The organism is Bacteroides gallinaceum (assembly GCF_030373775.1).
GTDB lineage: Bacteria > Bacteroidota > Bacteroidia > Bacteroidales > Bacteroidaceae > Phocaeicola > Phocaeicola excrementipullorum.
In genome coordinates this window covers 1-24,375 of record NZ_JAUDEN010000025.1, presented here as the reverse complement: position 1 = coordinate 24,375, position 24,375 = coordinate 1, and the positions used below count along the sequence as shown (strand labels likewise).

The following is a 24,375-nucleotide window of genomic DNA, read 5'->3' as shown; positions in this document are numbered from 1 at the left end:
ATGCCGAATGAGATCTGTTCATTCATGCATGCCATTGCTTTTACATTAATACAGAAAAGATCTTACCAAGGAATCAAAGTGAATCCCCACCGGTATTCGCGATTAGCCGGCAAATTATAGCCTGGCTCGGGACGTGCCCCCCAGCTGTTGTAGCCGGCAACTCCCTGCTGTTTCATGTCAATACAGACTTCGACGAAATCACGCGGAACGATATCGTTCTTATGCGTCATACGGCGTAAAACATCTTTTGCAGCAGCCTCATCATGATTAGCTACCTCGGCCGGTGATAAATTACTCCACTGGTAAGGATGCTGCCGCATTTCCTCTGAGTCAAAGTCTTCCACAGAATTGCGCAAAGCGTTAAAGCCAATGACACTGTCAGCACGCACGGTCAGTTTCTGTCCTTTTCCGACAAGCGAAAGCCAACGAGTATCGGTATGATGGCCATTTTCCTGCGGACGGGCATAAGGGAAATAAAGTTCGCTGGCTGTAGCACTGTATTCACCTACCAGTGTACCATTGTTCCGGTCAACATAGTTTTCTTCAGGCCCGCGACCGAAATAGGTCACATTCTCCATTGAGGCGGGCAAACGGAACCGTACGCCTATACGCGGAACGGTAAGCTTGCTGGCGGCTGCACGAGCGGCATCATTGCCTGGAGTGAAAGTAGCCATGCGCGTAGCTTCTGACACTTCTGTTTCGGCCGGATTCATGTCGGTAGAAGTGAACACGGCATCTACTTTCACGGCTCCGGATGGATGAACACGGAACATCATACGATACAAATTACCTGCTTTCAGCAAATAATCAACCTTTATCACAGCATCATCATTGTCCATTGCTATCGAAGATTCCACCACGTTGAAGTTCTTGCTTGACTGTTTCCATACCTGCTCACGTTTAGGTGCGCCGTTGCCATAGTCATTGTCCGTTGGCCCGCGCCAGAAATTAGGCTGCATGCCGAAACCGTCCTTGAAATACTCACGGCCATTCACCTTGTAAGAGGCAACTACTCCAGTCTTCTTATTGAAAACAAACGTCACTTTGCCGGATGATGCAATCAGCTCATCCCCTTCATCCTGCACAGACAATTTGCTTCCTTTCACAGCAAGCTTCACCGGCAGCGGATCAACAGGAAGACGGAACTGCTCCAGCGCAATGCGATGTCCTGCGGGTATACCCGGTTCACACTGTACGGTATGAACTTCAAAGTTGACAAAATATTCAGTTCCTTCTTTAGGTTTCAAGGTGCCCAAAGGTATTGTCACTTCCTCAGACTGTTGGGGAGCAATATTCAATGCCAGTCTACCGCTCTTCAATGTTTTTCCGTTGGCCTTTACCTTATAAGATATCCGGTATTTATTCAGATTGGTAAAGTAGAAACGATTATGTATACGAAATCTTCCGTTCTGCAAATCCACCGCTTCTACACCTACATTCTGATGCGCATAAAGCACTTCTGCCATACCCGGATGAGGTGTACGGTCTGCATTGATTATTCCGTCACATACAAAGTTGCCGTCACTTGGCGTATTCACTCCGTAATCACCTCCATAGGCCCAATAATGGCGACCGTTTGCATCCACGGCGTCAATGCCATGATCTACCCACTCCCAGATGAATCCGCCTTGCAGATTAGGATACTTATAAATGGCTTTCCACTGATCCCAAAAATTGCCGCTGGAATTTCCCATGGTATGCGAATACTCCGAAGGTATAACAGGACGGTCACTGCCTTTCTTTCCAATGGCCTCAAGCCATTTGGCTCCAGGATACTGAGGAACATACATATCCGAATTCCATTCCCATTGTGCACGTTCATAATTCACCGGACGCGCCATCCAGTCCTTGTCAGCCTCCTTCAACCATAAATAAGTTTCATAAAAATTATATCCGTTTCCCGCCTCATTGCCCAAAGACCAAATGACAACCGAGGTGTAATTCTTGTCGCATTCATACATGTTGATGGTACGGTGCATGTGGGGCTTCAGCCATTCAGGATTATTGCCTAAAGTACCGCCTTTACGCAAATCATAATACATGCCATGGCTTTCAATATTCGCTTCGTCATAAACATAAAGCCCATACTCATCGCACAGTTCATAAAAACGATGCCCGCGCGGATAATGAGCCAAACGCACAGCGTTGATATTATTCTGCTTCATCAGTTCAAAATCCTTGCGCATAAGCTCTTCCGGCACGTAGTGTCCGGTCGCCGGATTGTGTTCATGGATGTTCGTGCCCTTCAGTTTGAGAGGCTGTCCGTTGATATACATGAGAATATACGGAAGACCACTCTCCGACTTCAGTCCTGAATCTTTGATCTCAATGCGTCGGAACCCCACACGATGAGGAATGATTTCTGTCACTCTTCCGCCTTGTTTCACGGTCATCAACATCTGATAAAGATTGGGGCTTTCTGATGTCCAGGTCTGTACACGAGGCAGCTCTTCGTCAAAACGTACAGTAGCCTGTTTTCCAGCCGGGACACTGACCTCTTTTTCACCGAAAGCAACTCTTTCTCCCTGACCGTCAATCAATTCATACGAAAAAGCAAGGTTAGCTGTCACCTTTTCATGATTACGCAGGTCGGCCTCCAGAGCAAATACGCCGTTCGTATACGTATCGTCCAACGTAGACTTAAGACGAAAATCGCGCACTGCAGCCTTAGGCTGCGAATAGATATATACATCACGCTCTATACCGCTCATACGCCACATATCCTGACACTCCAGATACGAACCCGTACTCCAACGGAAGATCTTAAGCGTAAGCACGTTCTTTCCGGGCTTCACATAAGGATTGATTAAAAATTCAGCCGCCGTTTTGGAATCTTCGTTGTAGCCGACTTCTTTACCGTTTACATACACATACACACCCGATTTGGCACCGGCTATATTCAAAAAGATATCACGGTCCATCCATTCTGCCGGAATTTCGATATCACGACGATAGACACCGACCGGATTCATTTCAGGCAGCTGTGGCGGCTGCGGATTGCGAGGCTTGAATTCATAACCGTGGTTAGTATAGATAGCCGTACCGAATCCCTGCACTTCCCAGTTTCCAGGCACTTTGATGTCATGCCATCCAGACATATCTATGTCAACATCGGTAATATTGTCCGGAAGCTGTTTGTAACCGTCCACAAAATAAAATTTCCATGTGCCGTTCAGCAGCTGATAGTAAGGACTGCTCTCATATTTTCCGCTCAGAGCATCCTCACGCTTGTCATAAGTCATAAACATAGAACGAGGATACTCCTTATTGACCGACACCACTTGTATATCCTGCCAATAAGGTTTTCGATCGTCGGAAGATTCCGCCGCATAAGCACTTCCGCTCATCCCTACTAACAGAGTAGAAAGCAGAATGCCGTTAATCAGTTTTTTTTTCATAAAAAAGAAATAATTTGAATGATAAATGAATCCAAAAGAACAGAGAACAACATCTCAGTTAATGGTTGTCAGGCTTCCAATTTTATGGTTCAAGCAAAGGAAAATCAGGACTTTCCACATGAGCATCCTGCATAATCCTCTTCAGTTCTTGTGTCACTTCAGGATACTCCTCAATGACATTGTGACGTTCAGACGGATCAGAAGCCAGATTATAAAGTTCATAATAAGGATGCTTGCCTCGAATATTCATATGCACCAGTTTCCAGTCCCCTTTGCGTACAGCCTGACGGCCATTCATCTCCTGAAATTCAAAATAGAGGTACTCATGCTCTTTCTGCCCCTTCTTGCCTGTAATCAAAGGCACCAGACTTACACCGTCTTCCTGATTTCCGGATTTGGACTTCGGACTGATTATTTCACGGAAAGTAGGCATCATGTCCCAGAAAGAGCACATGAAATCAGTCTGCGTGTTAGACTGTATTTTGCCTGGCCATGACATAATGAGAGGCACACGAATGCCACCTTCATAGAGATCACGCTTATAGCCGCGATAAATACCGTTGCTGTTGAAGAAATCAGGATCAGCTCCCCCTTCAAGATGAGGGCCATTATCACTGGCAAAGACAATGAGCGTGTTGTCATACAATCCCTTTTCTTTGAGCTTCGCCACAATCTGCCCTACATACACGTCAAGACGGGTTACCATGGCTGCAAACGTGGCATGTGGCCAGAATTGTGAGCAGTACCCTCCCTTGCGGAAAGATGGACTTCCAGGCTCGGATCCTTTGAAAGGACGTTCAGGGAATTTTCCACGAAACTTTTTAATAATGCTGTCCTCAGGCACAATCAGTTCTGCATGCGGAATGATGGTGGGATACCACATGAAGAAAGGCTCGTCCGCACTCATGTTGTCCAAGAATTCCAAAGCCTTGCCATGAATAAGATCTTGCGAGTAAGTGCCTTTTCCATACTGCACGTCAAGTGTATTATCCTTCAGCTCCACCCGTTTATCGTTGTCCCACAAATGATCGGGATAATAACTGTGTGCAAGCAACTGGCAATTATAACCATAGAATGTATCGCATCCCTGGTTCTTTGGATCACCCGTACTGCCGATGAATCCCAGCCCCCATTTACCAAAAGCGGCAGTCTTGTAGCCGGCTTCCTTAAACGCATCAAATATTGTATAAGTCTCGGAAGGCAGCGGGAACTGACCTTCCGGTTCCAATTCGATATTGCCACGTATGTAAGTATGTCCGCTGTGCATGCCTGTAAGCAAACATGAACGAGAAGGAGCACTCACCGTTGTTCCAGAATAACATTGGGTGAACCTCATGCCCGTCTGTGCCAGACGGTCAATGTTGGGAGTTTCAAATTTCTCTTGCCCGTAACAACTCAGATCACCATAACCCAAGTCGTCCGCAAGAATAAACACGACATTGGGGCGCTGCTGCGCTTGTATGCCAGTCACACATCCCATTCCCAACATCATTGCTGCATAAAAGACTCTGTTTTGCATTTTTCTTATAAGATTTTAAAGTAATAATAGGAATACAAAGATAAAGCATGAAATTTACGTTTCAAATATTTCAAGCATTAATTTGGCACTCTACCTTCCAGAGCAAACATTCCAAAAGCCTGTTCGTCCGATAAGTCCGCCCGCTGTCTTCGCTAAGGAAGACAGGCTTTCTATGTAAACTTCGCAGACCTTACAGCGTTAAGAAACTCGCCACGGCAATTACAGCCTTCTCAATGAAACAAAACTCCGAGAAACTGTATAATACCCACCGTGGCGAGTTTGCATATCCGAAAAGCCGACTACCTGAAAGATACAAGTCGTCCTCCTGCTAATCCCTGCGTTACGGACAAATGGACTGACATTGATCTGTCATACCGTCAATCCCATCCAGGATTCTGGGTCAGATTCGGATTCAGCAGTATTTCTGTTGTCGGAACCTGATAGAGATAATAGCGTTCTTGCCATCCCTGACCGGAAGCGATAGGATCCGCCTCCAGATAGATATAGCCTTCATCCATATCCCCTGTCATTCCCACAGGCTGTCCGGTCTCCTCGTTTAAGAAGAATTGGTTGGCACTGTTGGAATTGATCATATTTTTCTGAGCATAAAAACCTCTGTGCTGACGGTTCAGGAACCATGGAGCCATCCGCCAACGGCGAATGTCATAGAATCCGAAACCTTCGCCCATCAGCTCCACAATACGTTCGCGACGAATTTCCCACAACACCGGATCAAGCAGTGTACCTTGCGCCACCGGACAACGGTCAGGAAGTTGTTTCGGATACCACCGCCCACGGTTAGGATCAAAACTCTCATTTATTTCACCAACATTCATGCGGACTACTCCTACACGGTCGCGCAACAGATTAATAGTCTTGTCAGCCACATCCTGGTTAAACTGTCCAAGTTCCCACATCGCTTCCGCATAATTCAGCAACACTTCCTCAATCTTGAAGATAGGTTTGTCGGACGTATTCTGCATCACTCCACCATTCATGTTGGTTTCCCAGTTGCTCCATCCTTTCCATACATAATAACCGGAATATCCACGCACAAAACCGGTTGCACCTACACCATCCAGCAGATTAGGTACGGCAGGCACAAGCTGTGCCGTCCAGTTCTGCGCAGGCAGACGCTTCATTCCCACACCCGGATTACTGCATGATTCGTTCGCTCCCAGCAAATCGATATAATATCGGTCTTCAGCATTTCCAGTATATTCCCATGTACGCGGATCTTCTTCCGTGGGCGTTTTTGCAGTCACTTTATAAGGCGGCATCACCACATAATACAGACGCGGATCCCGGTTACGGAAGGTGCTGTAAGGTGTCTTGTCTCCTTCATACGCTCCAGAAGTAGCAATAGGCTTTCCGTCTGTACAGAGATACAAGTCTACCATATCTTGAGTCATTTCAGCATTACCGGAATCCATATGCTCCAATGCACTGAAATTGTGATATTTCTGCGGAGCATCGGCAAACTGATAGAAAAGTATCACGCCCGGCACACCTTGCAAGTCTTCTGTAGTCCATATTTCATTATAACCTGTACCTGGGGAGGACTCCGTACCATTATACAAAGTAGGGTACTTCTTCATCAACAGTTCAGAAACGCGCACGCATTCTTCCAGATAAGACTCATAGTCGCCCAACTCATGGTATTTCCGCCAAGTGGCCTCACGCAGAGTAAAGCGTGAAATCAATGCCTGCACACAGTCTTCATCAATGGCATTCTCGCCATCCTTGCCCGAAAAGTTACCGATGTTTTTTTCAGCCCATTTCAAACGTTCCAACACGCGGTCAGCTACCGTCTTACGGTCTTCACGAGCGGCAAACCGCTCTTCCGATTCGTCACTCAACGGAGATTCAACCCAAGGCACGTCACCGAAGCGGTCAATCAGTTCCATATACCAAAATGAATGGAAGAAATAACCTACAGCACGCCAATGATTCTTTTCCTCGTCAGTCATGTTAGAACTGTCAACATGTGACAACAAAATGTTGGCACGACGCAGTCCCCCGCTGAAATTCCAGCCGTTACCGGAAGCCACACTGGTTATACGGCCAAAAGCATAATTGTTACCGTTCAGGTGCATACCACGGCTGTACATCCAACCTGCATTCATATCCGCACTATAACAAGAACCTTGCCCCGTACCATTAATGGCTGTACCAAACATGGTGTTGTTGAACATTTCATAGAGCGGCCAGGCAAATGCCTGGAAGTTCTCATACGACTGAAAAGCATTCTCTTCAGTCAGACTGGTTATCGGTGCTCTGTCCAAAAAGCCGTCGTTACATGCAGTCAGACTCAAGCCAAGCGATAATATGATGGAATAACAAATATTTTTTCTCATGTTTGTTCCGAATTAGTTTTTCATTATAAGGTAAAGTTTATTCCGAATGAAACGGTACGGAAAGCAGGATAGCTCCAGCCCAACGTTTCCGGATCGATGCCCGACGGCAGGTGATCGAAGGTTGCCACATTCTCTATACTAATGAAAGCACGCAACTGTTCCAACGCCAGTTTGGAAATCCATTGACGAGGTACGGTATATGACAATGTAATATTCTTGATGCGGAAATAAGAAGCATCAGACAGATAACGGTCCGTATAGCGGCCGTAATTGTATCCGCTGTTCTCATAACCGCCATAAATACGCGGAAACTTGGCATCAGGATTGGCGGCCGTATAGTCACCTCCGGCCAGATCCACCGGTTTCCAATAGTCGCTCAAACCCTCGTATAGCGGCTGATACTTCATATCGTTGGCAGAATAGATATACATAGGGAATGTCAGGCTGTTGGCAATCCAGTAGTCACGTTTGCCGGTGCCCTGCATCACTATGTTCAAATCAAATCCTTTATAATTGGCACCCAGCGTAATGCCATAAAGGTAACGAGGCAAGTTGTTTCCGATACGCTTACGGTCACCCGGGTTATCAAGCGTATTTTCACCCGTATCAATCATGTTCGTGCTGCCTTCATCGTCCCGCAGATTACGCAGCTTCAGATCACCGGGCTTTACAGTCACACCTTCTACGGACGTAATCCCCTCTTTCAGAGTTCCCGCAGCCGGATCATCAAAATCATCAACGGTATAGAAACCTTCCACTTCATATCCCCAGATTTCTCCCAGCTCCATGCCCGGATAATAGTCGCTCAGCAATTTGGTAGCTGCATTGTCGTCATATTTTGTAATGACCGACTTGCTGTCGGACAGATTAAATCCGATACGATATCCCCAGTCGCCAATACGGTCACGCCAATTCATGGCCAGTTCCCAACCACGCGTACGCATGTCAGCCGTATTCTGCATCGGAGCCGAAGCACCGACCACCGCCGGAAGCTGCATACCCGGAGCAAGCATGCCCGTAGTATTCTTCTGATACCAGTCGAAAGTGGCGGTGAAACGGTTATTAAACAGATTCAGGTCAAATCCTATATCGCCTGTCGCAACCTTTTCCCATGTGAAACTATTACTTACCAGAGCTGGCAGGCCGGTGATAGCCGTCACACGATCTCCGTTGACAACCCATCCATTATACGTATTGCTTACGCTCATCGTCGGATAAAACGAATAATTAGCAACATTCTGATTGCCGATCACACCATAAGACCCACGAATCTTGAACATATCAAGCCAATGACGAGTTCCTTCCATGAACTTTTCCTGCGCTACATTCCAACCGGCAGACACCGAAGGGAAAAAGCCAAAACGATTGGTCTTCGGAAATTTGGATGAGCCATCATAACGACCGTTCACTTCCAGCAAGTATTTGTCCATATAATTATAGTTCACCCGGAAGAAGCCTCCACGCACAGCAGTTTCATCATAACCGTCAGTGGCCTGCAGCGTGCCCGTACCTGATCCCAAAGCCGGAACTTCAATGACTGTCTGGTCATAAGAAATGGCATACAAATTTTCCTGATGGATAAATTCCTGATTAAAGCCCGCCATCAGCTTGAAGTGGTGATCCTTGGCAATATCAAAACTGTACGTGCCATAGATGTTGAAAGCATTGTAGTCACGATACATTTTCTCTTCCTGCAAATAATCGTTAGTGACGTTATACTTGTCAGCCCCCTGTATGTCGGTCATCTGCCATTTGCCCGTATAATAATAGTAATTATAAGCCCTCTTGTCGAAAGTATATTCAAAGACTGCTTCAAAACCCTTGAACGGCTTCAAGATAGATTTCAAGAAAATACGCGGGTTATCATAACTACGTTTGGTCGCATTGGAGTTAAGCAACATGTTCAGCGGAGTATTAAAAGGCACATCCGTTTCAAAACCGCTCAGTTCAGCAGGCATATCTCCTTCCGGATGATATGAAATAAGTCCCGTGTTATAGAGATTTCCCTGCGGTGAGGAAGTCTTGTTTTTATTGTAACTTACAGTAGCCTCCTGCGTAAACCATTTCGTCACATCGGCCGAAATGAATGAACTGAAATTCAAACGCGTATATGAGTCCTTGTCCGTCTTCAGCACACCGTCACTGCTCAGATAACTTCCCGACAAACGGTAACGCAATTTGTCCGTACCTCCCGAAGCGGAAACATTATGGGTTTGCTGGAAACTGGTTTCCATAAATGCCTTATACAAATCGTGCTCATGCAAGTAGTAAATGTTTCCGGCATCATCACGGTACATACCGTCCCCCTGAATATTGAAAGCGGAAGGATCCTGGCGATACTGAGTCAGATATTCTTTCCACAGACTCACGCTTGGCGAACCGAAGGCCCAATAGGCATCACCAAACCCGGCATCCTGATAAGCATTCAGATAGTCCATCAACGGAGCCTGCCTGGGCAAGTTCATCGCCTTTCCGAAAGCAAAATTGTTATTGTAGTTCAGTGTGAATTTCGTTTCTCCTTTAGGACGTTTGGTAGTAATCAGAATGACACCACCGGCTGCACGCGCACCATAAATGGCAGTAGAAGCGGCGTCCTTCAATACGGTTATAGTTTCAATGTCTTCAGGATTAAGAAAGTCCATGCTTCCCTCCACATTGTCAATCAACACCAAAGGAGCTACCGTATTGCCATACGACCCATCTGAATTCTGGATACCGATAGAATAAGCCCCACGCAACTGAAAGGACTTGCTTGTACCGGCTGCATTGCCTCCTGAACTTACGACCAGACCAGGAACTGCTCCCTGCAAAGCATCAGACACCGTAGACAACGGACGGTTGGCTGTCAATTCTTCCATATCAACTGTAGTAAGCGAACCGGTCAAGTTAGCTTTTTTCTGCGTTCCGAAACCTACCACTACCACTTCATCCAGCGTCTTGCTGTCCTCAACCAACTTCACCCGGACAGAAGTGCCCGTCACTTTCACTTCCTGTGTTGTAAAGCCTATGAAAGAAATGACCAATGTCGATCCTTTCGGCACAGAAAGACTGAACCTCCCGTCAAGGTCAGTTATCGTTCCAAGGGATGCATTATCCTTTACAGCCACTGTTGCACCTATCACAGGACCCATATTGTCGGTCACTACACCGTTTACGGTGATTTGTTCGCCCGCCTGCTGATAGAAGCATTTGACTTCTCCTCTGGAGTTCGCCTCAAAATGATTTCATTGCCTTTTACTACATAATCGATGCCATTTCCATCAAACATGGCCGCCAACACTTCATAGATATTGCCGTTAAGGTCAATATCATTCGAAGAAATAGAACTAAGATCACTTTCTTTGTAGAAAAAAGTGTAGTCTGTACTTTTCTCAATCTGTTCGATAGCTTCTGCCACAGACATGCCTGTACCTCTGACAACAACAGAGTTATCATTGGTCTGCGCACCTATCGGTGCGAGAAGCGCTGTGGAAAAAGCGGTTGTACAGAGAGATGCTTTCAGATAATCAGAAAGATTCTTCATGCTTTTCTTTGTTTGTTGTTAGACTTTACTTTGATTAACTCAGGATGATTCATAATAAAAACATCAATTCTTATATATTATTAATTATTTGGTTTCCGGCATATCGCTTATCACTCTGCAACTATCTGTAAAGCAAATAGCTCCCGTCATCCATCCTCCGGTAATGCGCACCAAGACTGAAGCAGATTTTGTCCAGCGCTTCAGACAGTGTTTCATCAATGCGGATACGGCCATTGAAGTATTCACCTTCTCCTACCGCATCCCTCAGAACGATACGCTGACGGTAAATCCGTTCTACAGCCCTCAACAGCACGTCAGTTTTCATGTTCTTAAAACAAAAATGTCCGTCAACCCAGTCTATCGGCTCCATCTCTGCAAGTATCACATTCTCGCCATCAGGCATATAGCAAAGACTTTGATAAGGTTTCATCGGCACTTTTCTGCCCGAAGCACCTATGTTAAAGTCTATTTTTCCATGAAAAAGATCTATCTCAAGGTGAGATCTTTCCAGATTCACCACCCGAAATGCCGTTCCTTTCACCTCTATAAGATCATTGCCCAGAAAAACTTTGAACGTATTGTTCTCTTCCTGTTTCCTCACATCAAATACAGCCTCTCCTTCAAGCCAGACACACCGGTCATCCGAAAAATCTTCATTATAGGACAACCTGCTTCCAGCCTTCAGCCATACTTCCGAACTGTCAGGCAAAACCAACATCCGGTCTGAAACAGCCACTGACTCAATACGCTGTGAGGATATTTCCCAATGACTGTTTCCATACCACCATCCCACCGCCACCATCGCGACGATGCAGGCTGCAGCCACCCACCAGTTCCATCTCAGAACACGATGTCTGTTTCTGCCGCATAAGCATTCTGTTTCTATCTTTTTCCAGATTCTTTCTTCCATCTCCGCGTCCGGTGACACAGAACTCCCCGCATTCCATTGCTTCTTCATGCAACGCATCATCAATGGAAAATCAGCCATTTCCTCCATATCTTCCTTGCTCGCTTTACCAGCAAGTATCTTTCTTATAAGTTCTCTTTGTCTGTCCATCGTCATTTTCAGCAGATCATAATTACATAACATTACAGAGCCGGAATGCTCCCGGCAACCGCTTCTTGAAAACTACATAAATAAATACACCTTTCCGAACAAATCCCCCCAGTGAAAAAGGAGAAAAAATATTTTTTTCTTGTTTAAACAAAATTATTAGGTTAAATTCGCATATAACTATCCGAAGAATGGACGAACAGGAAGCGATAAAAAGACTGAAAAACAGCGATGAGAAAGCATTTTCTTTCCTATACAAAAGCTATTGGCCCAAAGTGAATCACTTCACAAGATTATACATTATAGATACGGATAGTGCCGAGGAAATCATTCAAGAAGTATTCATCAAATTGTGGGAACACCGCAAGGAACTGAACGAAAGCGGAAGTCTAGACGGATACCTCTTCATCATCACCCGCAATCTGATCTTCAACAGCTCCAGACAATCATTCAACCACCAGTTCTATCAGACAACCATAATCGAAGCCATGGAACAGTCATACAATATCGATGAAGAGTTAGATGCGGCTGATCTGCATGCATATATAAATTCAATCATAGAACAGCTCCCCCCTCGTCAGCAGGAAGTGTTCCGCCTGAGCCGCGAACACCAGCTCACCTATCAAGAAATAGCCCAAAAGCTGCAGATCTCAATAAAGACAGTAGAACGCCATATGGGAGAAGCCTTGAAATTCTTGCGCAAAAATCTGCGCCTATATGCCATTTTCCTCATGCTCATGGATTGATTCCATAAAGTGTTCTTCAGCAGAAGCAAACAGCAAGACATAAAAAAAGGAGTACCGCTGTACTCCAACCTTTGTTAACCTTAAAATCTAATACTATGAAAAACACATTGCAAAGATACGGACTTTTGGGTTATCTGCAAACATTCCATTCAAAAAATATGTTATATGACATAAAAATCAACAAAAAAGCACTTGAATTCCGCTGAACAAATCCGATACAGCACCCAATAAAGAAATAGAGCCAGGCCGAATCCTTGCGTTGTGTCCAATGTTGCGGGGCTTCTTCCTAAGAAAAAGTCCCGACATGCCATTGTAACAAGCATGTAACAGAAAAGCCTTTTTTTTGCAGACAAAAACATTACATGCAATAAAGATGAAAAAACTGATTATCGCTTTTCTGGCTTTCTTATGTGCAGGAACAGGACTGAAAGCCCAAACAAATGAAGTAAGCCGCCCCAAACTGGTGGTGGGAATCGTAGTCGACCAGATGCGGTGGGACTATCTCTACCGTTTCTATCCGCGTTTCACTGAAGGAGGATTCAAACGGCTGATGAATGAAGGATTCAGTTGCGACAATACGATGCTGGACTATATCCCCACCGTAACAGCAATCGGACACTCTTCCGTATATACAGGATCCGTACCTTCGATTCACGGGATAGCAGGCAACAATTTTTACAAAGACGGCAAAGAGGTTTACTGTACCGATGATGCAGAAGTAACCGGTGTAGGAAGTGACAGTCCTGCGGGAAAAATGTCCCCTCGCAACCTGCTTGTTACCACTATAGGAGATGAGCTGAAACTCGCAACGAACTTCAGGTCGAAAGTTATCGGAGTAGCATTGAAAGACCGGGCCTCTATTCTTCCGGCCGGACATACACCCAATGCAGCCTACTGGTTTGACGATGCAACCGGAAAATTCATCAGCAGCTCTTATTACATGAAAACCTTGCCTGAATGGGTAAATGAATTCAACAGACAGGATCTTGCAAAGAAAATGCTGGAACAAAACTGGAACACGCTGTATCCCATTGAAACTTATGCTGAGAGTACGGCAGACGACACTCCGTTTGAAACACCTTCCGAAAAAAGCGGCAAACCGACTCTTCCCATGAAAACGGCCCCAATGTTCAAAAAGTCCGGATATGGAGTTATCCGCGTCACTCCTTACGGCAATACGCTTACCATGGAAATGGCCAAAGCTGCGCTGAAAGAAGAAAAGCTGGGACAAGGCAATGCGACAGACATGCTCACCGTCAGTTTCTCTTCAACGGACTATGTGGGCCATCAGTTCGGAACGTATGCCGTTGAAACCGAAGACACCTATCTGAGGCTTGATAAAGATTTGGCCGACTTTTTCAGGACCTTGGACGAAACGGTAGGAAAAGGAAATTACCTGCTGTTCCTTACGGCAGACCATGCCGCCGCACACAACTTCACATTCATGAAAGCACATCAGATTCCGGCAGACGGGTGGGTATGCCCGGAAACGAAGAAAGTCCTCAACGACCATCTGCAAAAGTCTTTTAAAACAGATTTCCAACCAGTAAGAAATATCCTGAACTATCAGGTATTTTTCGATAAAGAAAAGATTGCGTCTGCCGGCCTGGACTTGCAGAAAATCAAAGACGCCAGCATTTCCTTTTTGAAGAACTTCAAAGAATTTGCCTATGTAGCAGATATGGAAAACTTGAGTGAAGCCACACTTCCGGCTATCGTGCGCGAACGTGCCATAAACGGCTACAACCGGCTCCGCAGCGGCGATATCCAGCTGATCATGCAGCCGGGATATTATGAAATCGGCTCCCCTTCTGAAACCGGAGGCACACAGCATGGCGTATGGAATCCTTATGACGCGCATATTCCCTTGATCTTTATGGGATGGAATATCCAACCGGGAAACACCATGCGTCCCGTACACATGACAGACATCGCTCCAACGGTATGTGCGCTTCTCCGTATACAGATGCCGAACGGATGCATCGGAAATGCAATAACCGATGTAATCGAATAACGAAAAGAAGCTTCCACAGGCTCTTACACAAACACGGCGATGCTGCTTATAAAAGCAACTTCGCCGTTTATAGTTTGCACGCCGAAATCCCATTCAGCATCCTGTCTTCCGGCTAGAGTGCAGCCATCCTTAGTCCTTCACTGTAACAACCAGCGGACTGCGCACTTCAGCCGCATAAGTTTTCAGGTAATTATTCCAGTCTTCAGCCTTTTCAAACCCATACTTGCTCCATCCAGATCCCCAGTAATATACAAAGTCGCTGTTCGGCTCATAGTTGGTGATGCCAAGCACATGGCCGAGCGCATCTCCCACCGGCTTTTCAAACAGCTGCACCTTGGCTTCTGCAAGCGGAGCCGGGAATACAGCACCTACATATACTGTGCCGTTGTCGGCCTTGGCGTTTGTTGTCGGATCAGCATAGGCAATGTAGCCGTCTTCTGCGCTATAAGTATATGCTTCCGGACTGGCTGCATGAATTACCAGACCGCCTGCAACCGGAGCAGGCTGACTCAAGTTGGCGTAAGAAACAGTTGTTTTGTTCAGCTGCGAACCTTTGTCAAGCTGAATGATACGGGTTTCAACAACATTCGTGTCATTCTTTACGGTCAGCGGATTGAACGTCAGCTTCACCGTAAAGCGCAGAGGCCCGTTGTCAAGGATTTCATAATCCTTGTAGCAATACGGATAAACGATAGCTGAGTCAGCCAGCAAAGCCGAAGTGCCTCCGCCCAATGTCGGACCTACTGCATAGCAGTCCATGCCGTTGCCGTGGTCAATGTGATACGAAATGCTGTTCTGCAAATTCTGAGCTTCCTCCTTCTTGCCCGCCTTTCTCAGTTCTGCAATCTTTGCGCGCGAAGCAGAGTCAAGTTCCATCTTGTATCGGTCTTCAACCACAAGCTCTTCTACGCTCTTGGTGAAGACATCGTATCCGTACGCCTTTTCTCCTGTCCGCTGCAAAGCCGGTCCGTAGGCGCGGTAAGCGGCACGGTCGTTTTCCCAGGCGATATCATCCAGACGTTCCGGATACTGACGTCCGTATACAAGCGTATTTACAATAGAAGGAGTGCCTTTCTGGATTGTATAGTCGACGGTTGCATTGGCATCCACAGCTACAGGGAAAATAATCTTGTCATCGTAAGTAAGCTGATAAGGAACTTCCTGTGCCTTGCTGTCATAAACAACCACCTGTGCCGTGTCAGGCAGATTCAGTTTTTTGAATACCTGTTCAACAGGCACTTCCACCATTTCTCCCGAACGGTTCATGCCGAGCGGATTTGTAATGCTTACCGTAACAGACTGAGAGTCGCTGCATCCGCACAGACCGACAGCGCAAGCGGCTGCCACAAAAAGAGTCTTTTTCATAATAAACCTGTTTTTCAGATGAAAATTAAAAAGGTGATGAATCACAAATAGCTTTTGTATCCATCACCTTTATTTAATAAATTATACGGCCGGACGATTATTGGGGCTGCTTGCCGATATAGGCCAAGATACCGCCGTCTACATACAATACATGACCGTTAACGAAGTCTGATGCGTCAGAAGCCAGGAATACGGCAGGACCCATCAAATCTTCAGGAGTTCCCCAGCGGGCAGCCGGAGTCTTGGCAACGATGAATGCATCAAACGGATGACGAGAGCCGTCCGGCTGACGTTCGCGCAACGGAGCAGTCTGCGGCGTAGCGATATAGCCCGGGCCGATACCGTTACACTGGATGTTGTATTCGCCGTATTCAGAAGCGATGTTGCGAGTCAGCATCTTCAGACCACCCTTAGCGGCTGCGTATGCAGAAACTGTTTCGCGTCCCAGTTCACTCATCATAGAGCAAATGTTGATAATCTTTCCGTGACCTTTCTTGATCATTCCCGGAATTACAGCTTTAGAAACGATGAACGGAGCGTTCAAGTCTACGTCAATAACCTGACGGAACTGTTCTGCTGTCATGTCGCACATCGGGATACGCTTGATGATACCGGCGTTGTTTACCAGAATGTCGATGACACCCACTTCTTTTTCTACTTGTGCAACAAGAGCGTTTACAGCAGCTTCGTTTGTCACATCGCATACATAGCCGTGTGCGTTGATGCCTTTTTCCTTATAGGCAGCCAAACCTTTGTCAACCAGCTCCTGTTTGATGTCGTTAAACACGATTGTTGCACCAGCCTGTGCAAAAGCGGTTGCGATAGCAAAACCGATTCCGTAAGATGCACCGGTTACCAGCGCTACCTTACCTTCAAGTGAAAAGTTTACCATAGTTAATTAAAAATTTAAGTTCTTCTGCTGCCTTTCCAAAAAGATTGGCAACTTCAGACCTGTTGTTATCAATTTTTATATTCACTCACAAAGTTACGAAAGTTATGGACTTTAACTGTATATATTTGTTCAGAAAATCTATAAAAAAGTGTCAAAGTTCAAAACTTTTCACTTTCATCTCTCAATATATACGTTCAAAAAGAGGCGGACACTCAATCAAACTCCGAAAGAAGCTCACAAACCTCATCCTGAAACTTCCGCGCAAGCCTTGACTTCAGCACATTCTGATTGATAATGACAAACGACAGCAAATGGCCGTTCTTGGCAGTCACATAGCCGGCCAGCGAACATACTCCTGTCACCGTACCTGTTTTTGCATGTACGTTGCGGAATGTACTTCCCCGCCCCATGCGGTAGCGCAAGGTACCGTCCATTCCGGCTATCGGCAGGCCGTCATAAAACATGTCGAAAAACTCGGAATGCCTGTAAGCATAATTCAGATAGGCAAGAACCAGTTCCGGCGACACGTAATTATACATCGACACGCCGCTTCCGTCCACAATCTTGTAGTTGTCCGGCGAAAATCCGATGGCATTCCGCATGAAACGGTTGACAACCTGCTGGCTTTCTTCAAAGCCCAAATGGGATTCCGTTTTGCCGTTCTTCAATCCCAGATGCCGGAACAGCGCTTCCGCACACAGGTTATCGCTTTTCTTCAGAGCTCTCCGCAATACGATTTCCAGCGGCCGCCTGCAAGTGTAGACCAAATGCATATCCTCCGGCGCTTCCTCGTAGCCTATGCTGTCGCACGGAACTGTTATCCCCTTTTTCTGAAGCTGATAACAGAACGTCTGCATGAAAAACGACTTCGGGTCGAATACGTTTATCTGTCTTCCTCTCGGAGCCGAAACGCAGCCGGACACCTCTATCACATTTCCGTTATCAAGCCAGTTGCGATTGATAGACAGTTTCCCGGCCGCAGGCTGGTAGCTCACCGAACGGTTCTCTACCTGATAGAAGTCTGACTCCGGAACAATTTTCACGGCAGCGGTATCTCCCTTCACCGTCGGAGTGACCGTAATGCTGACACAACCTCTGTTCAGCATCAGCGGAGAAAGATAAGGCTGGAAAGGCTCCGGCGTATCATCCCACGCCCATCCGGTGCCCCAATAGATGGAATCCATCATCGACACATCCCCTATCAGCCTGCCGCGGACAGATTGTATCCCTGCGTCTTTCACGGCCTGCGACAGAAGCTCCATATCCTGTTCCATAAACTCAGGATCAAAGCCGCCAATTACATAAAGATCACCGTCAAGCACGCCGGACTTTACCGAACCGGTATAAGCCAGACGCGTCTGAAACTCATAGTTCTTTCCAAGGGCTGACAATGCCGTGACTGCGGTGATGACCTTCTCGATCGAAGCCGGACGGTACAGCTTGTCTGCCTGATAGCTGTAAAGTTCCCGGTTGTCCGTCAAATCATATACAATCAGCCCCACCTCGGAAGTTTTCAGAAAAGAAGACGTTTGAATCAGCGTGTCCAGCTTTCCGCCCGGAAATCCATAAGCGTATGCCGCACAACCGATGCAAAACCAGAGCGCAACCAAAAAAAATCGCTTCATATTCCGCCCTGTTACAATTCCCTGAATATTTCACCGACGGTAGGATGGGGAAACACATAACGCTTCAGCTCCGAAAGCCTGCGCCCGTCTTCGATCATCATGCCTGCCAATACAATCAGTTCGGAAGACGGATTGCCCAGCATGTGCAGGCCAAGCAGACGGTCTTCCTCGTCAACCAGCACCTTGCAAACGCCGTTTACACCCTCGTTTTCTGCAACAAACCGGCCAGAATAAGCCATCGGGAGCTTTATCGCGCGGTATGCGACTCCTTCCGCCCGCAAGGTTTCTTCATCCTTTCCAACCGAAGCAACTTCCGGATTGGTATACACAACCGAAGGTATGGCCCGATAGCTCATGGCATCGCTTTCGCCCATGATATGGCGAACAGCCACCTCGGCTTCGCGCACGGCCGTATGTGCCAGCAAAGACACTCCGTTCAGGTCACCGCAAGCATACACGCCCGCCACGGATGTTTCCATATGCGAATCCACCTTGATTCTTCCGCGCTCCGTCAGTTCCAGTCCCAGCGCCTCCAGTCCAAAACCTTTCGTTACCGGACGGCGACCTACACTCAGAAGCATTTTCTGAGCCGAAACAGCTCCTTCGCCTTCCTGACTTTCGTAGCTCACTGTCATATTTCCCGATTCGTCAGCCTGCAATCCGGTTACTTTTGCCTGTAACAGGAAACGGACTCCTCGTTTGGCATAGTCCGCCCGCAACATTTCCGCAATCTCGCGGTCAATGCCCCGCAGAATCTCGTCCATCATCTCCACAACGGTCACCTGCACTCCCAGGCTGTTGAAGAAAGATGCAAACTCCATGCCTATAACTCCACCGCCCACAATGACAAGCGACTGGGGAAGTTCCTTGCATTCAAGCGCATCTCTGTGTGTCCAATATGCCACCGATTCGATTCCGGGTATAGGAGGGACTACCGTTTCGCTTCCCGTGGCAAGAATCATCGATTGGCAACGGTAGATCTCTCCATTGCACTCAACCGTATTTTTATCTATAATCCGGGCTTCACCGGTCACAATCTCAACATGCCGTTCCGCAAGCCTGGACTTTATTCCCAGAACCAGCTTGCGCACCACCTTTGCCTTGCGGCTGATAACTTTGGGCAGATTCACCTCATGCTGCCCTGCGGCAACCGCGTATTTTGAGGCGTTGCGCACCGTATCAAACACTTTGGCAGAATAGAGCAATGTTTTTGTCGGAATGCATCCCTCGTTCAGACAGACGCCGCCAAGACTGCTCTTTTCAAAAAGAACAACACTGATACCTTTTTCTCCGGCACGTTCTGCCGCCGTATAACCGGCAGGACCTCCTCCAATAATAGCCAACTGAAAATCCATACAACATTTTTTTACAGTGAAACAATCAGACTTCCTCGCTGTAAATAGCGTGGGGATTGCGCTCCCTCGCGCAGCGGAGAAACTCGGTAAGGTCGGCGGGATCAAAATTCACAAAGCCTTTGGTATAATAAACGGTTACCCGCCCCTTCAACAAAGTGCCTTTTCTGCGGACAATGCGCACAACTCCATAGGCCTTGATGCTGCCGCTGAATCCGCGCTTCAGCCAGATGTCTCCGTTTTCCTGAACCAATATGCGGGTCATCTGTTCGTCAACGACCAGCAGGACAGGCAATATGAGCGGAAACAAATTCCAGTAATTTTCTGTATGAACAGCCATCAGAACAATGGCTACAACCAATATAATCACTCCCAGCCAAACCTTGAAGGGAGTTCTTCGGATTTTGAATACTTTTACCATATCATTCGCATTAGATAAATTTCAAGTCAAAACATCGGTCTGAATCTCTCCATTCCGTTTCAGCAGGCATCTGACAAACTCTTCCTTGCTTTTCGGAGATACCAACACGCTGGATTTGAACGACTTCTTCCGATACACGATTTTCAGACGGTCTGTTGAAAGCGCGGGAGAAGAAATGAGCGATTTCGACTTCTTCACTTCCGCAATCTGCAATATCTCTATCGCCACGGGCTTGAAGAATCGTCCCGATTCGATGACAAGAAAACCTTCTTCCGTTATCACGTACCTCGTATGAACCATTTCGTCAATAAGCCAGACCTCAAACGCCACACACACAAGAATGGCAACCCAACTGCGGTCCCAAAAACCGAAAAACAGGAAAGCCGCAAATATCGCAATCACTCCCCAATATACCCATCCTACTTTCGAATGAAAAGTTCGTGTTCCTGCCATCTTCTTTTTTTCTGTGAAGATAAGAAAATCTCATCGAAAAATAAAAATCTCAGTATGCTTCTTTACTTATTTTAAAACATGAAAGTACCTGTCCTCCCGGTCTAAAAACAGAAAAGAAACAGAAGGAAGTTCATGAAAAACAGTGGAAAAGCGGTAAAAACAAACTATTTGCCGTGAGATTCTTTATCTCTAAGATAGAGATGTATATCTCCAGACTGGAGATATATGAATTCAGCCTAAAGATGCATATCTCCAGACTGAAGAAAAACATTCCAGAAGCCTTTCCTGCGTTTTGTCCGAAAACAAGCGCAACCCCCTTTTCTGACTGGAAAGGTTCTCATGCCGCATGGCATTCATTTTTTTTATCGCTGCCGTCTAAAAAAACGGCAGAGGCGAACAAAACCACCAACTTTTTTATACTTTTGCCTCAAATATACTACACTATGATACGAAAGTTTGATTTTCTCGTTATCGGCTCGGGCATAGCCGGAATGAGTTTTGCGTTGAAAGTGGCACACAAAGGTTCGGTCGCTTTAATCTGCAAGGCCGGACTTGAAGAAGCTAACACTTACTTTGCCCAAGGGGGGATCGCTTCGGTAACCAACCTGAAAGTAGACAATTTTGAAAAACATATCCACGACACGATGGTGGCAGGCGACTGGATAAGCGACCCGGCGGCGGTTGAGAAAGTGGTGCGGAACGCCCCTGCACAAATAGAGGAGCTGATCAAATGGGGCGTTAATTTCGATAAAAAAGAAAACGGAGAGTTTGACCTGCACAAGGAAGGGGGACATTCTGAATTCCGCATTCTCCATCACAAAGACAATACAGGAGCCGAAATACAGACAAGCCTGATAGAAGAAGTAAAACGGCATCCTAACATCACGGTATTCACCAATTTCTATGCCGTAGAAATCATCACCCAGCATCATCTCGGAATCATCGTCACCCGCCACACGCCGGGAATCAAATGCTACGGCGCATACGTGCTGAACGAAGCAACCGGCGAGGTAGACACTTTCTTGTCGAAAGTAACGGTTATGGCAACCGGAGGGTGCGAGGCTGTTTACAACCATACGACCAACCCGCTGGTAGCCACCGGCGACGGAATCGCCATGGTATACCGTGCCAAAGGCATGGTGAAAGACATGGAATTCATCCAATTCCATCCCACCGCCCTTTACCATCCGGGCGACCGCCCCAGCTTCCTGATCACCGAGGCAATGAGAGGATACGGGGCCGTGCTCCGCAACCTGGCAGGCGAAGAGTTCATGCAGAAATATGATCCCCGGCTGTCGCTGGCGCCGAGAGATATCGTGGCACGCGCCATCGACAGCGAAATGAAGCAAAGGGGAGAAGACCACGTATATCTTGATGTCACTCACAAAGATCCGGAGGAAACAAAGAAACATTTCCCGAACATCTATAAAAAATGCCTCAGTCTGGGAATAGATATCACGAAAGACTATATTCCTGTAGCTCCCGCAGCCCACTATCTGTGCGGAGGAATCAAGGTTGACCTCGACGGGCAGTCAAGCATCAAACGGCTGTATGCGCTCGGAGAATGCTCTTGCACAGGTCTGCACGGAGGAAACCGCCTCGCCTCAAACTCTCTGATCGAGGCTATCGTTTATGCCGACTCCGCAGCAAAACACGCGCTGAGCGTACTGGACAGATATGACTTCAACGAAGACATTCCGGAATGGAATGCAGACGGAACGATGAATAACGAAGAACGCATCCTTATCACTCAGAGCATGAAAGAAGTCAATCAGATCATGGAATCGTATGTGGGCATCGTGCGGAGCAATCTCCGCCTGGTAAGGGCCTGGAACCGTCTGGATATCCTCTATGAAGAAACGGAACGCCTGTTTAAACGTGTAAAGGCTTCGCGAGAAATCTGCGAACTGCGCAACATGATCAACGTGGGCTATCTGATTACCCGCCAGGCCATGGAACGCAAGGAGAGCCGCGGCCTTCACTACACGATCGATTATCCGCACCATATAAGCCGTGAGGAAAAAGCGGAAAAATCACTCTGACAACGACAAAGGCGCAGACGAAAAAATAATTCCGTCTGCGCCTTTGTCGTTGTCAATCGTTTTTTGCACAGCACACGTTATTCTCCCCAGTGGACTTCCGCTTCACGCTTTTCCCGTTCAACAACTTCTTTTGCCTTCCGGGCATACACAATCAAACGGAATGAACGGTCGTATGTCAGATAGCTCCACATCCAATTGAGCAGTACATTGATTTTGTTTCTGACTCCCAAGATAGAACGTAAATGAACAACCAGCCACAAGAACCAGGCAAACCAGCCTTGTGTCTTTACCTTGCTGAATTCGGCCACCGCCTTATTGCGTCCCACCGTAGCCATTGAACCAAGATTACGATAGCGGAACGGCTTCAATTCTTGCCCGGCTTCCATACGCTTCAAATTATCCGCAAGCAGTTTTCCCTGCTGGATAGCCACCTGAGCAAGCTGAGGATGCCCGTTAGGGTATTCAGAATCACCGTTCAGCATTATACACTGATCTCCTATGCAAAATACGTTGGGCAAGCCTTCAACCCGATTGAAGGCATCTACTTTAATTCGTCCGCCTCTCCCTATTGAAGTTTCAGGAATATTGCCTATGCTATTGGCGCGCACGCCGCTCACCCAAATAAATGTACGGGTAGGTACGGAAGTTCCGTCTTCCAGCAAAACTTCATGATCCTGATAGTCGAGCACTTTCTTTCCTAAGCAGACATTCACTCCCATTTCCTGAAGAAACTCTGCTGCTTTTCTGGAGGAGTCCATCGACATTCCCGACAACAATCTATCCGTGGCTTCTATCAAATAAATCTGAAGAAGATTATTATCCATATCCGGATAATCCTTTGGAAGGACGTAGTGCTTCATTTCGGCCAATGCTCCGGCAATTTCTACACCAGTGGCACCTCCTCCAACAACAACGATGTTCAGCAGCTCTCTCCGCTCCTGCTCGGTTGCACAAGTGACAGAACGCTCAAAGTTACTCAACAAGGCATTGCGCAGTCCCATAGCCTCCGACAAAGTCTTCATCGGAATCGCTTCTTCCTCGATGTGCTTGTTGCCGAAGAAATTTGAAGTAGTGCCGGCAGCCAAAATCAAATAATCGTATTCAACTTTACCTATCGATGTCTGAAGAATATTCCGGTCAGGATAAATGAAGCGTGCTTCACCCATACGGAAATAGACATCTTTTTTCTTCTTGCTGAAAATTTTACGGAATGGAAAAGAAATCGAACTAGGTTCAAGTCCGGCGGAAGCTACCTGATAAATCAATGGAGGAAATTGATGATAATTGTTTTTATCAACCAAAATTACCTGAAAATCTGAACCCGAAAGTTCGTTTGCCAACTTCAAACCACCAAATCCACCTCCAACAACCACGACTCTTTTTTTTCCGCTTTCTTTTGCAATGTTAAAACTCATACCTATTCTATTTTTGTGTTATTTTCCACTGCGAAGTTAAGGGGTTTCAAGTATAAAAAAAATTTTTATTATGCTTTTCAGCAAGAAAAAAGGCAAAAAATGGGTCTTTGAAACAAAAACTTAATAGCATACTCCCATTTTGCAAACTGAAGCTGATAATTTGAAAAAGAGGACAACAGAATCACCTATACAAAAATCT

General features: G+C 46.6%; 16 protein-coding genes. 3 read left to right on the top strand and 13 right to left on the bottom strand.

The window, feature by feature from the left end; all coding sequences use genetic code 11:
• Positions 1 to 62: 62 nt before the first annotated feature.
• The 6 genes from QUW60_RS12250 to QUW60_RS12225 form a co-directional block, all read right to left on the bottom strand.
• Positions 63 to 3,398, bottom strand: a complete 3,336-nt coding sequence (locus QUW60_RS12250; protein ID WP_289560833.1) for a glycoside hydrolase family 2 TIM barrel-domain containing protein — start codon at positions 3,396 to 3,398, stop codon at positions 63 to 65.
• Positions 3,399 to 3,480: 82 nt separating this feature from the next.
• On the bottom strand, positions 3,481 to 4,890 hold the full coding sequence (locus QUW60_RS12245) for an arylsulfatase (protein ID WP_289560840.1): 1,410 nt from the start codon (positions 4,888 to 4,890) through the stop codon (positions 3,481 to 3,483).
• 404 nt (positions 4,891 to 5,294) lie between these two features.
• Positions 5,295 to 7,274, bottom strand: a complete 1,980-nt coding sequence (locus QUW60_RS12240) for a RagB/SusD family nutrient uptake outer membrane protein (protein WP_289560832.1) — start codon at positions 7,272 to 7,274, stop codon at positions 5,295 to 5,297.
• A gap of 23 nt (positions 7,275 to 7,297) precedes the next feature.
• The gene (locus tag QUW60_RS12235) at positions 7,298 to 10,405 is read right to left on the bottom strand and encodes a SusC/RagA family TonB-linked outer membrane protein (protein ID WP_289560831.1); all 3,108 of its coding nucleotides are present in this window, start codon (positions 10,403 to 10,405) and stop codon (positions 7,298 to 7,300) included.
• Between the two features lie 20 nt (positions 10,406 to 10,425).
• Positions 10,426 to 10,797, bottom strand: a complete 372-nt coding sequence (locus tag QUW60_RS15160) for an STN domain-containing protein (protein WP_289560830.1) — start codon at positions 10,795 to 10,797, stop codon at positions 10,426 to 10,428.
• Positions 10,798 to 10,918: 121 nt separating this feature from the next.
• Positions 10,919 to 11,854 (bottom strand): FecR family protein, encoded by a 936-nt coding sequence (locus QUW60_RS12225; RefSeq protein WP_289560828.1) that lies wholly within the window; start codon positions 11,852 to 11,854, stop codon positions 10,919 to 10,921.
• Positions 11,855 to 12,042: 188 nt separating this feature from the next.
• Here QUW60_RS12225 and QUW60_RS12220 point away from each other — a divergent pair, with 188 nt between their 5' ends.
• Positions 12,043 to 12,597: an RNA polymerase sigma-70 factor gene (locus QUW60_RS12220; RefSeq protein ID WP_289560826.1), complete on the top strand. Its 555-nt coding sequence runs from the start codon at positions 12,043 to 12,045 to the stop codon at positions 12,595 to 12,597.
• 373 nt (positions 12,598 to 12,970) lie between these two features.
• Positions 12,971 to 14,611 carry an alkaline phosphatase PafA gene (gene pafA / locus QUW60_RS12215; RefSeq protein WP_289560824.1) on the top strand — a complete coding sequence of 547 codons (1,641 nt, stop codon included), beginning with the start codon at positions 12,971 to 12,973 and terminating at the stop codon, positions 14,609 to 14,611.
• Between the two features lie 129 nt (positions 14,612 to 14,740).
• Here pafA and QUW60_RS12210 read toward each other — a convergent pair whose 3' ends face one another.
• The 6 genes from QUW60_RS12210 to QUW60_RS12185 form a co-directional block, all read right to left on the bottom strand.
• Positions 14,741 to 15,976, bottom strand: coding sequence for a BT3233 family polysaccharide utilization protein (locus QUW60_RS12210; protein WP_289560822.1), 1,236 nt, complete (start codon positions 15,974 to 15,976; stop codon positions 14,741 to 14,743).
• A 97-nt stretch (positions 15,977 to 16,073) separates the two neighbouring features.
• A complete protein-coding gene (locus QUW60_RS12205; protein WP_258338948.1) occupies positions 16,074 to 16,868 on the bottom strand; it encodes a gluconate 5-dehydrogenase in 795 nt (264 codons plus the stop codon).
• Between the two features lie 212 nt (positions 16,869 to 17,080).
• Positions 17,081 to 18,493 carry a D-alanyl-D-alanine carboxypeptidase/D-alanyl-D-alanine endopeptidase gene (gene dacB, locus QUW60_RS12200; protein WP_289560820.1) on the bottom strand — a complete coding sequence of 471 codons (1,413 nt, stop codon included), beginning with the start codon at positions 18,491 to 18,493 and terminating at the stop codon, positions 17,081 to 17,083.
• A gap of 11 nt (positions 18,494 to 18,504) precedes the next feature.
• Entirely contained in the window at positions 18,505 to 19,848 is a 1,344-nt protein-coding gene (lpdA, locus tag QUW60_RS12195) for a dihydrolipoyl dehydrogenase (RefSeq protein WP_289560818.1), read from the bottom strand.
• 25 nt (positions 19,849 to 19,873) lie between these two features.
• On the bottom strand, positions 19,874 to 20,266 hold the full coding sequence (locus tag QUW60_RS12190) for a hypothetical protein (RefSeq protein ID WP_258338945.1): 393 nt from the start codon (positions 20,264 to 20,266) through the stop codon (positions 19,874 to 19,876).
• A 21-nt stretch (positions 20,267 to 20,287) separates the two neighbouring features.
• Positions 20,288 to 20,719, bottom strand: coding sequence for a PH domain-containing protein (locus QUW60_RS12185; protein ID WP_258338944.1), 432 nt, complete (start codon positions 20,717 to 20,719; stop codon positions 20,288 to 20,290).
• Positions 20,720 to 21,162: 443 nt separating this feature from the next.
• On the opposite strand from QUW60_RS12185, the gene nadB reads away from it, so the two are divergent.
• A complete protein-coding gene (nadB, locus tag QUW60_RS12180) occupies positions 21,163 to 22,761 on the top strand; it encodes an L-aspartate oxidase (protein ID WP_258338943.1) in 1,599 nt (532 codons plus the stop codon).
• Between the two features lie 77 nt (positions 22,762 to 22,838).
• Here nadB and QUW60_RS12175 read toward each other — a convergent pair whose 3' ends face one another.
• On the bottom strand, positions 22,839 to 24,176 hold the full coding sequence (locus QUW60_RS12175) for an NAD(P)/FAD-dependent oxidoreductase (protein ID WP_289560815.1): 1,338 nt from the start codon (positions 24,174 to 24,176) through the stop codon (positions 22,839 to 22,841).
• Positions 24,177 to 24,375: the final 199 nt, after the last annotated feature.

Coding starts and splice junctions, on each gene's coding strand:
- QUW60_RS12250 (WP_289560833.1), bottom strand. CDS start 3,398: ATGAAAAAAAAACTGATTAACGGCATTCTGCTTTCTACTCTGTTAGTA.
- QUW60_RS12245 (WP_289560840.1), bottom strand. CDS start 4,890: ATGATGTTGGGAATGGGATGTGTGACTGGCATACAAGCGCAGCAGCGC.
- QUW60_RS12240 (WP_289560832.1), bottom strand. CDS start 7,274: ATGAGAAAAAATATTTGTTATTCCATCATATTATCGCTTGGCTTGAGT.
- QUW60_RS12235 (WP_289560831.1), bottom strand. CDS start 10,405: ATGGGTCCTGTGATAGGTGCAACAGTGGCTGTAAAGGATAATGCATCC.
- QUW60_RS15160 (WP_289560830.1), bottom strand. CDS start 10,797: ATGAAGAATCTTTCTGATTATCTGAAAGCATCTCTCTGTACAACCGCT.
- QUW60_RS12225 (WP_289560828.1), bottom strand. CDS start 11,854: ATGGACAGACAAAGAGAACTTATAAGAAAGATACTTGCTGGTAAAGCG.
- QUW60_RS12220 (WP_289560826.1), top strand. CDS start 12,043: ATGGACGAACAGGAAGCGATAAAAAGACTGAAAAACAGCGATGAGAAA.
- pafA (WP_289560824.1), top strand. CDS start 12,971: ATGAAAAAACTGATTATCGCTTTTCTGGCTTTCTTATGTGCAGGAACA.
- QUW60_RS12210 (WP_289560822.1), bottom strand. CDS start 15,976: ATGAAAAAGACTCTTTTTGTGGCAGCCGCTTGCGCTGTCGGTCTGTGC.
- QUW60_RS12205 (WP_258338948.1), bottom strand. CDS start 16,868: ATGGTAAACTTTTCACTTGAAGGTAAGGTAGCGCTGGTAACCGGTGCA.
- dacB (WP_289560820.1), bottom strand. CDS start 18,493: ATGAAGCGATTTTTTTTGGTTGCGCTCTGGTTTTGCATCGGTTGTGCG.
- lpdA (WP_289560818.1), bottom strand. CDS start 19,848: ATGGATTTTCAGTTGGCTATTATTGGAGGAGGTCCTGCCGGTTATACG.
- QUW60_RS12190 (WP_258338945.1), bottom strand. CDS start 20,266: ATGGTAAAAGTATTCAAAATCCGAAGAACTCCCTTCAAGGTTTGGCTG.
- QUW60_RS12185 (WP_258338944.1), bottom strand. CDS start 20,719: ATGGCAGGAACACGAACTTTTCATTCGAAAGTAGGATGGGTATATTGG.
- nadB (WP_258338943.1), top strand. CDS start 21,163: ATGATACGAAAGTTTGATTTTCTCGTTATCGGCTCGGGCATAGCCGGA.
- QUW60_RS12175 (WP_289560815.1), bottom strand. CDS start 24,176: ATGAGTTTTAACATTGCAAAAGAAAGCGGAAAAAAAAGAGTCGTGGTT.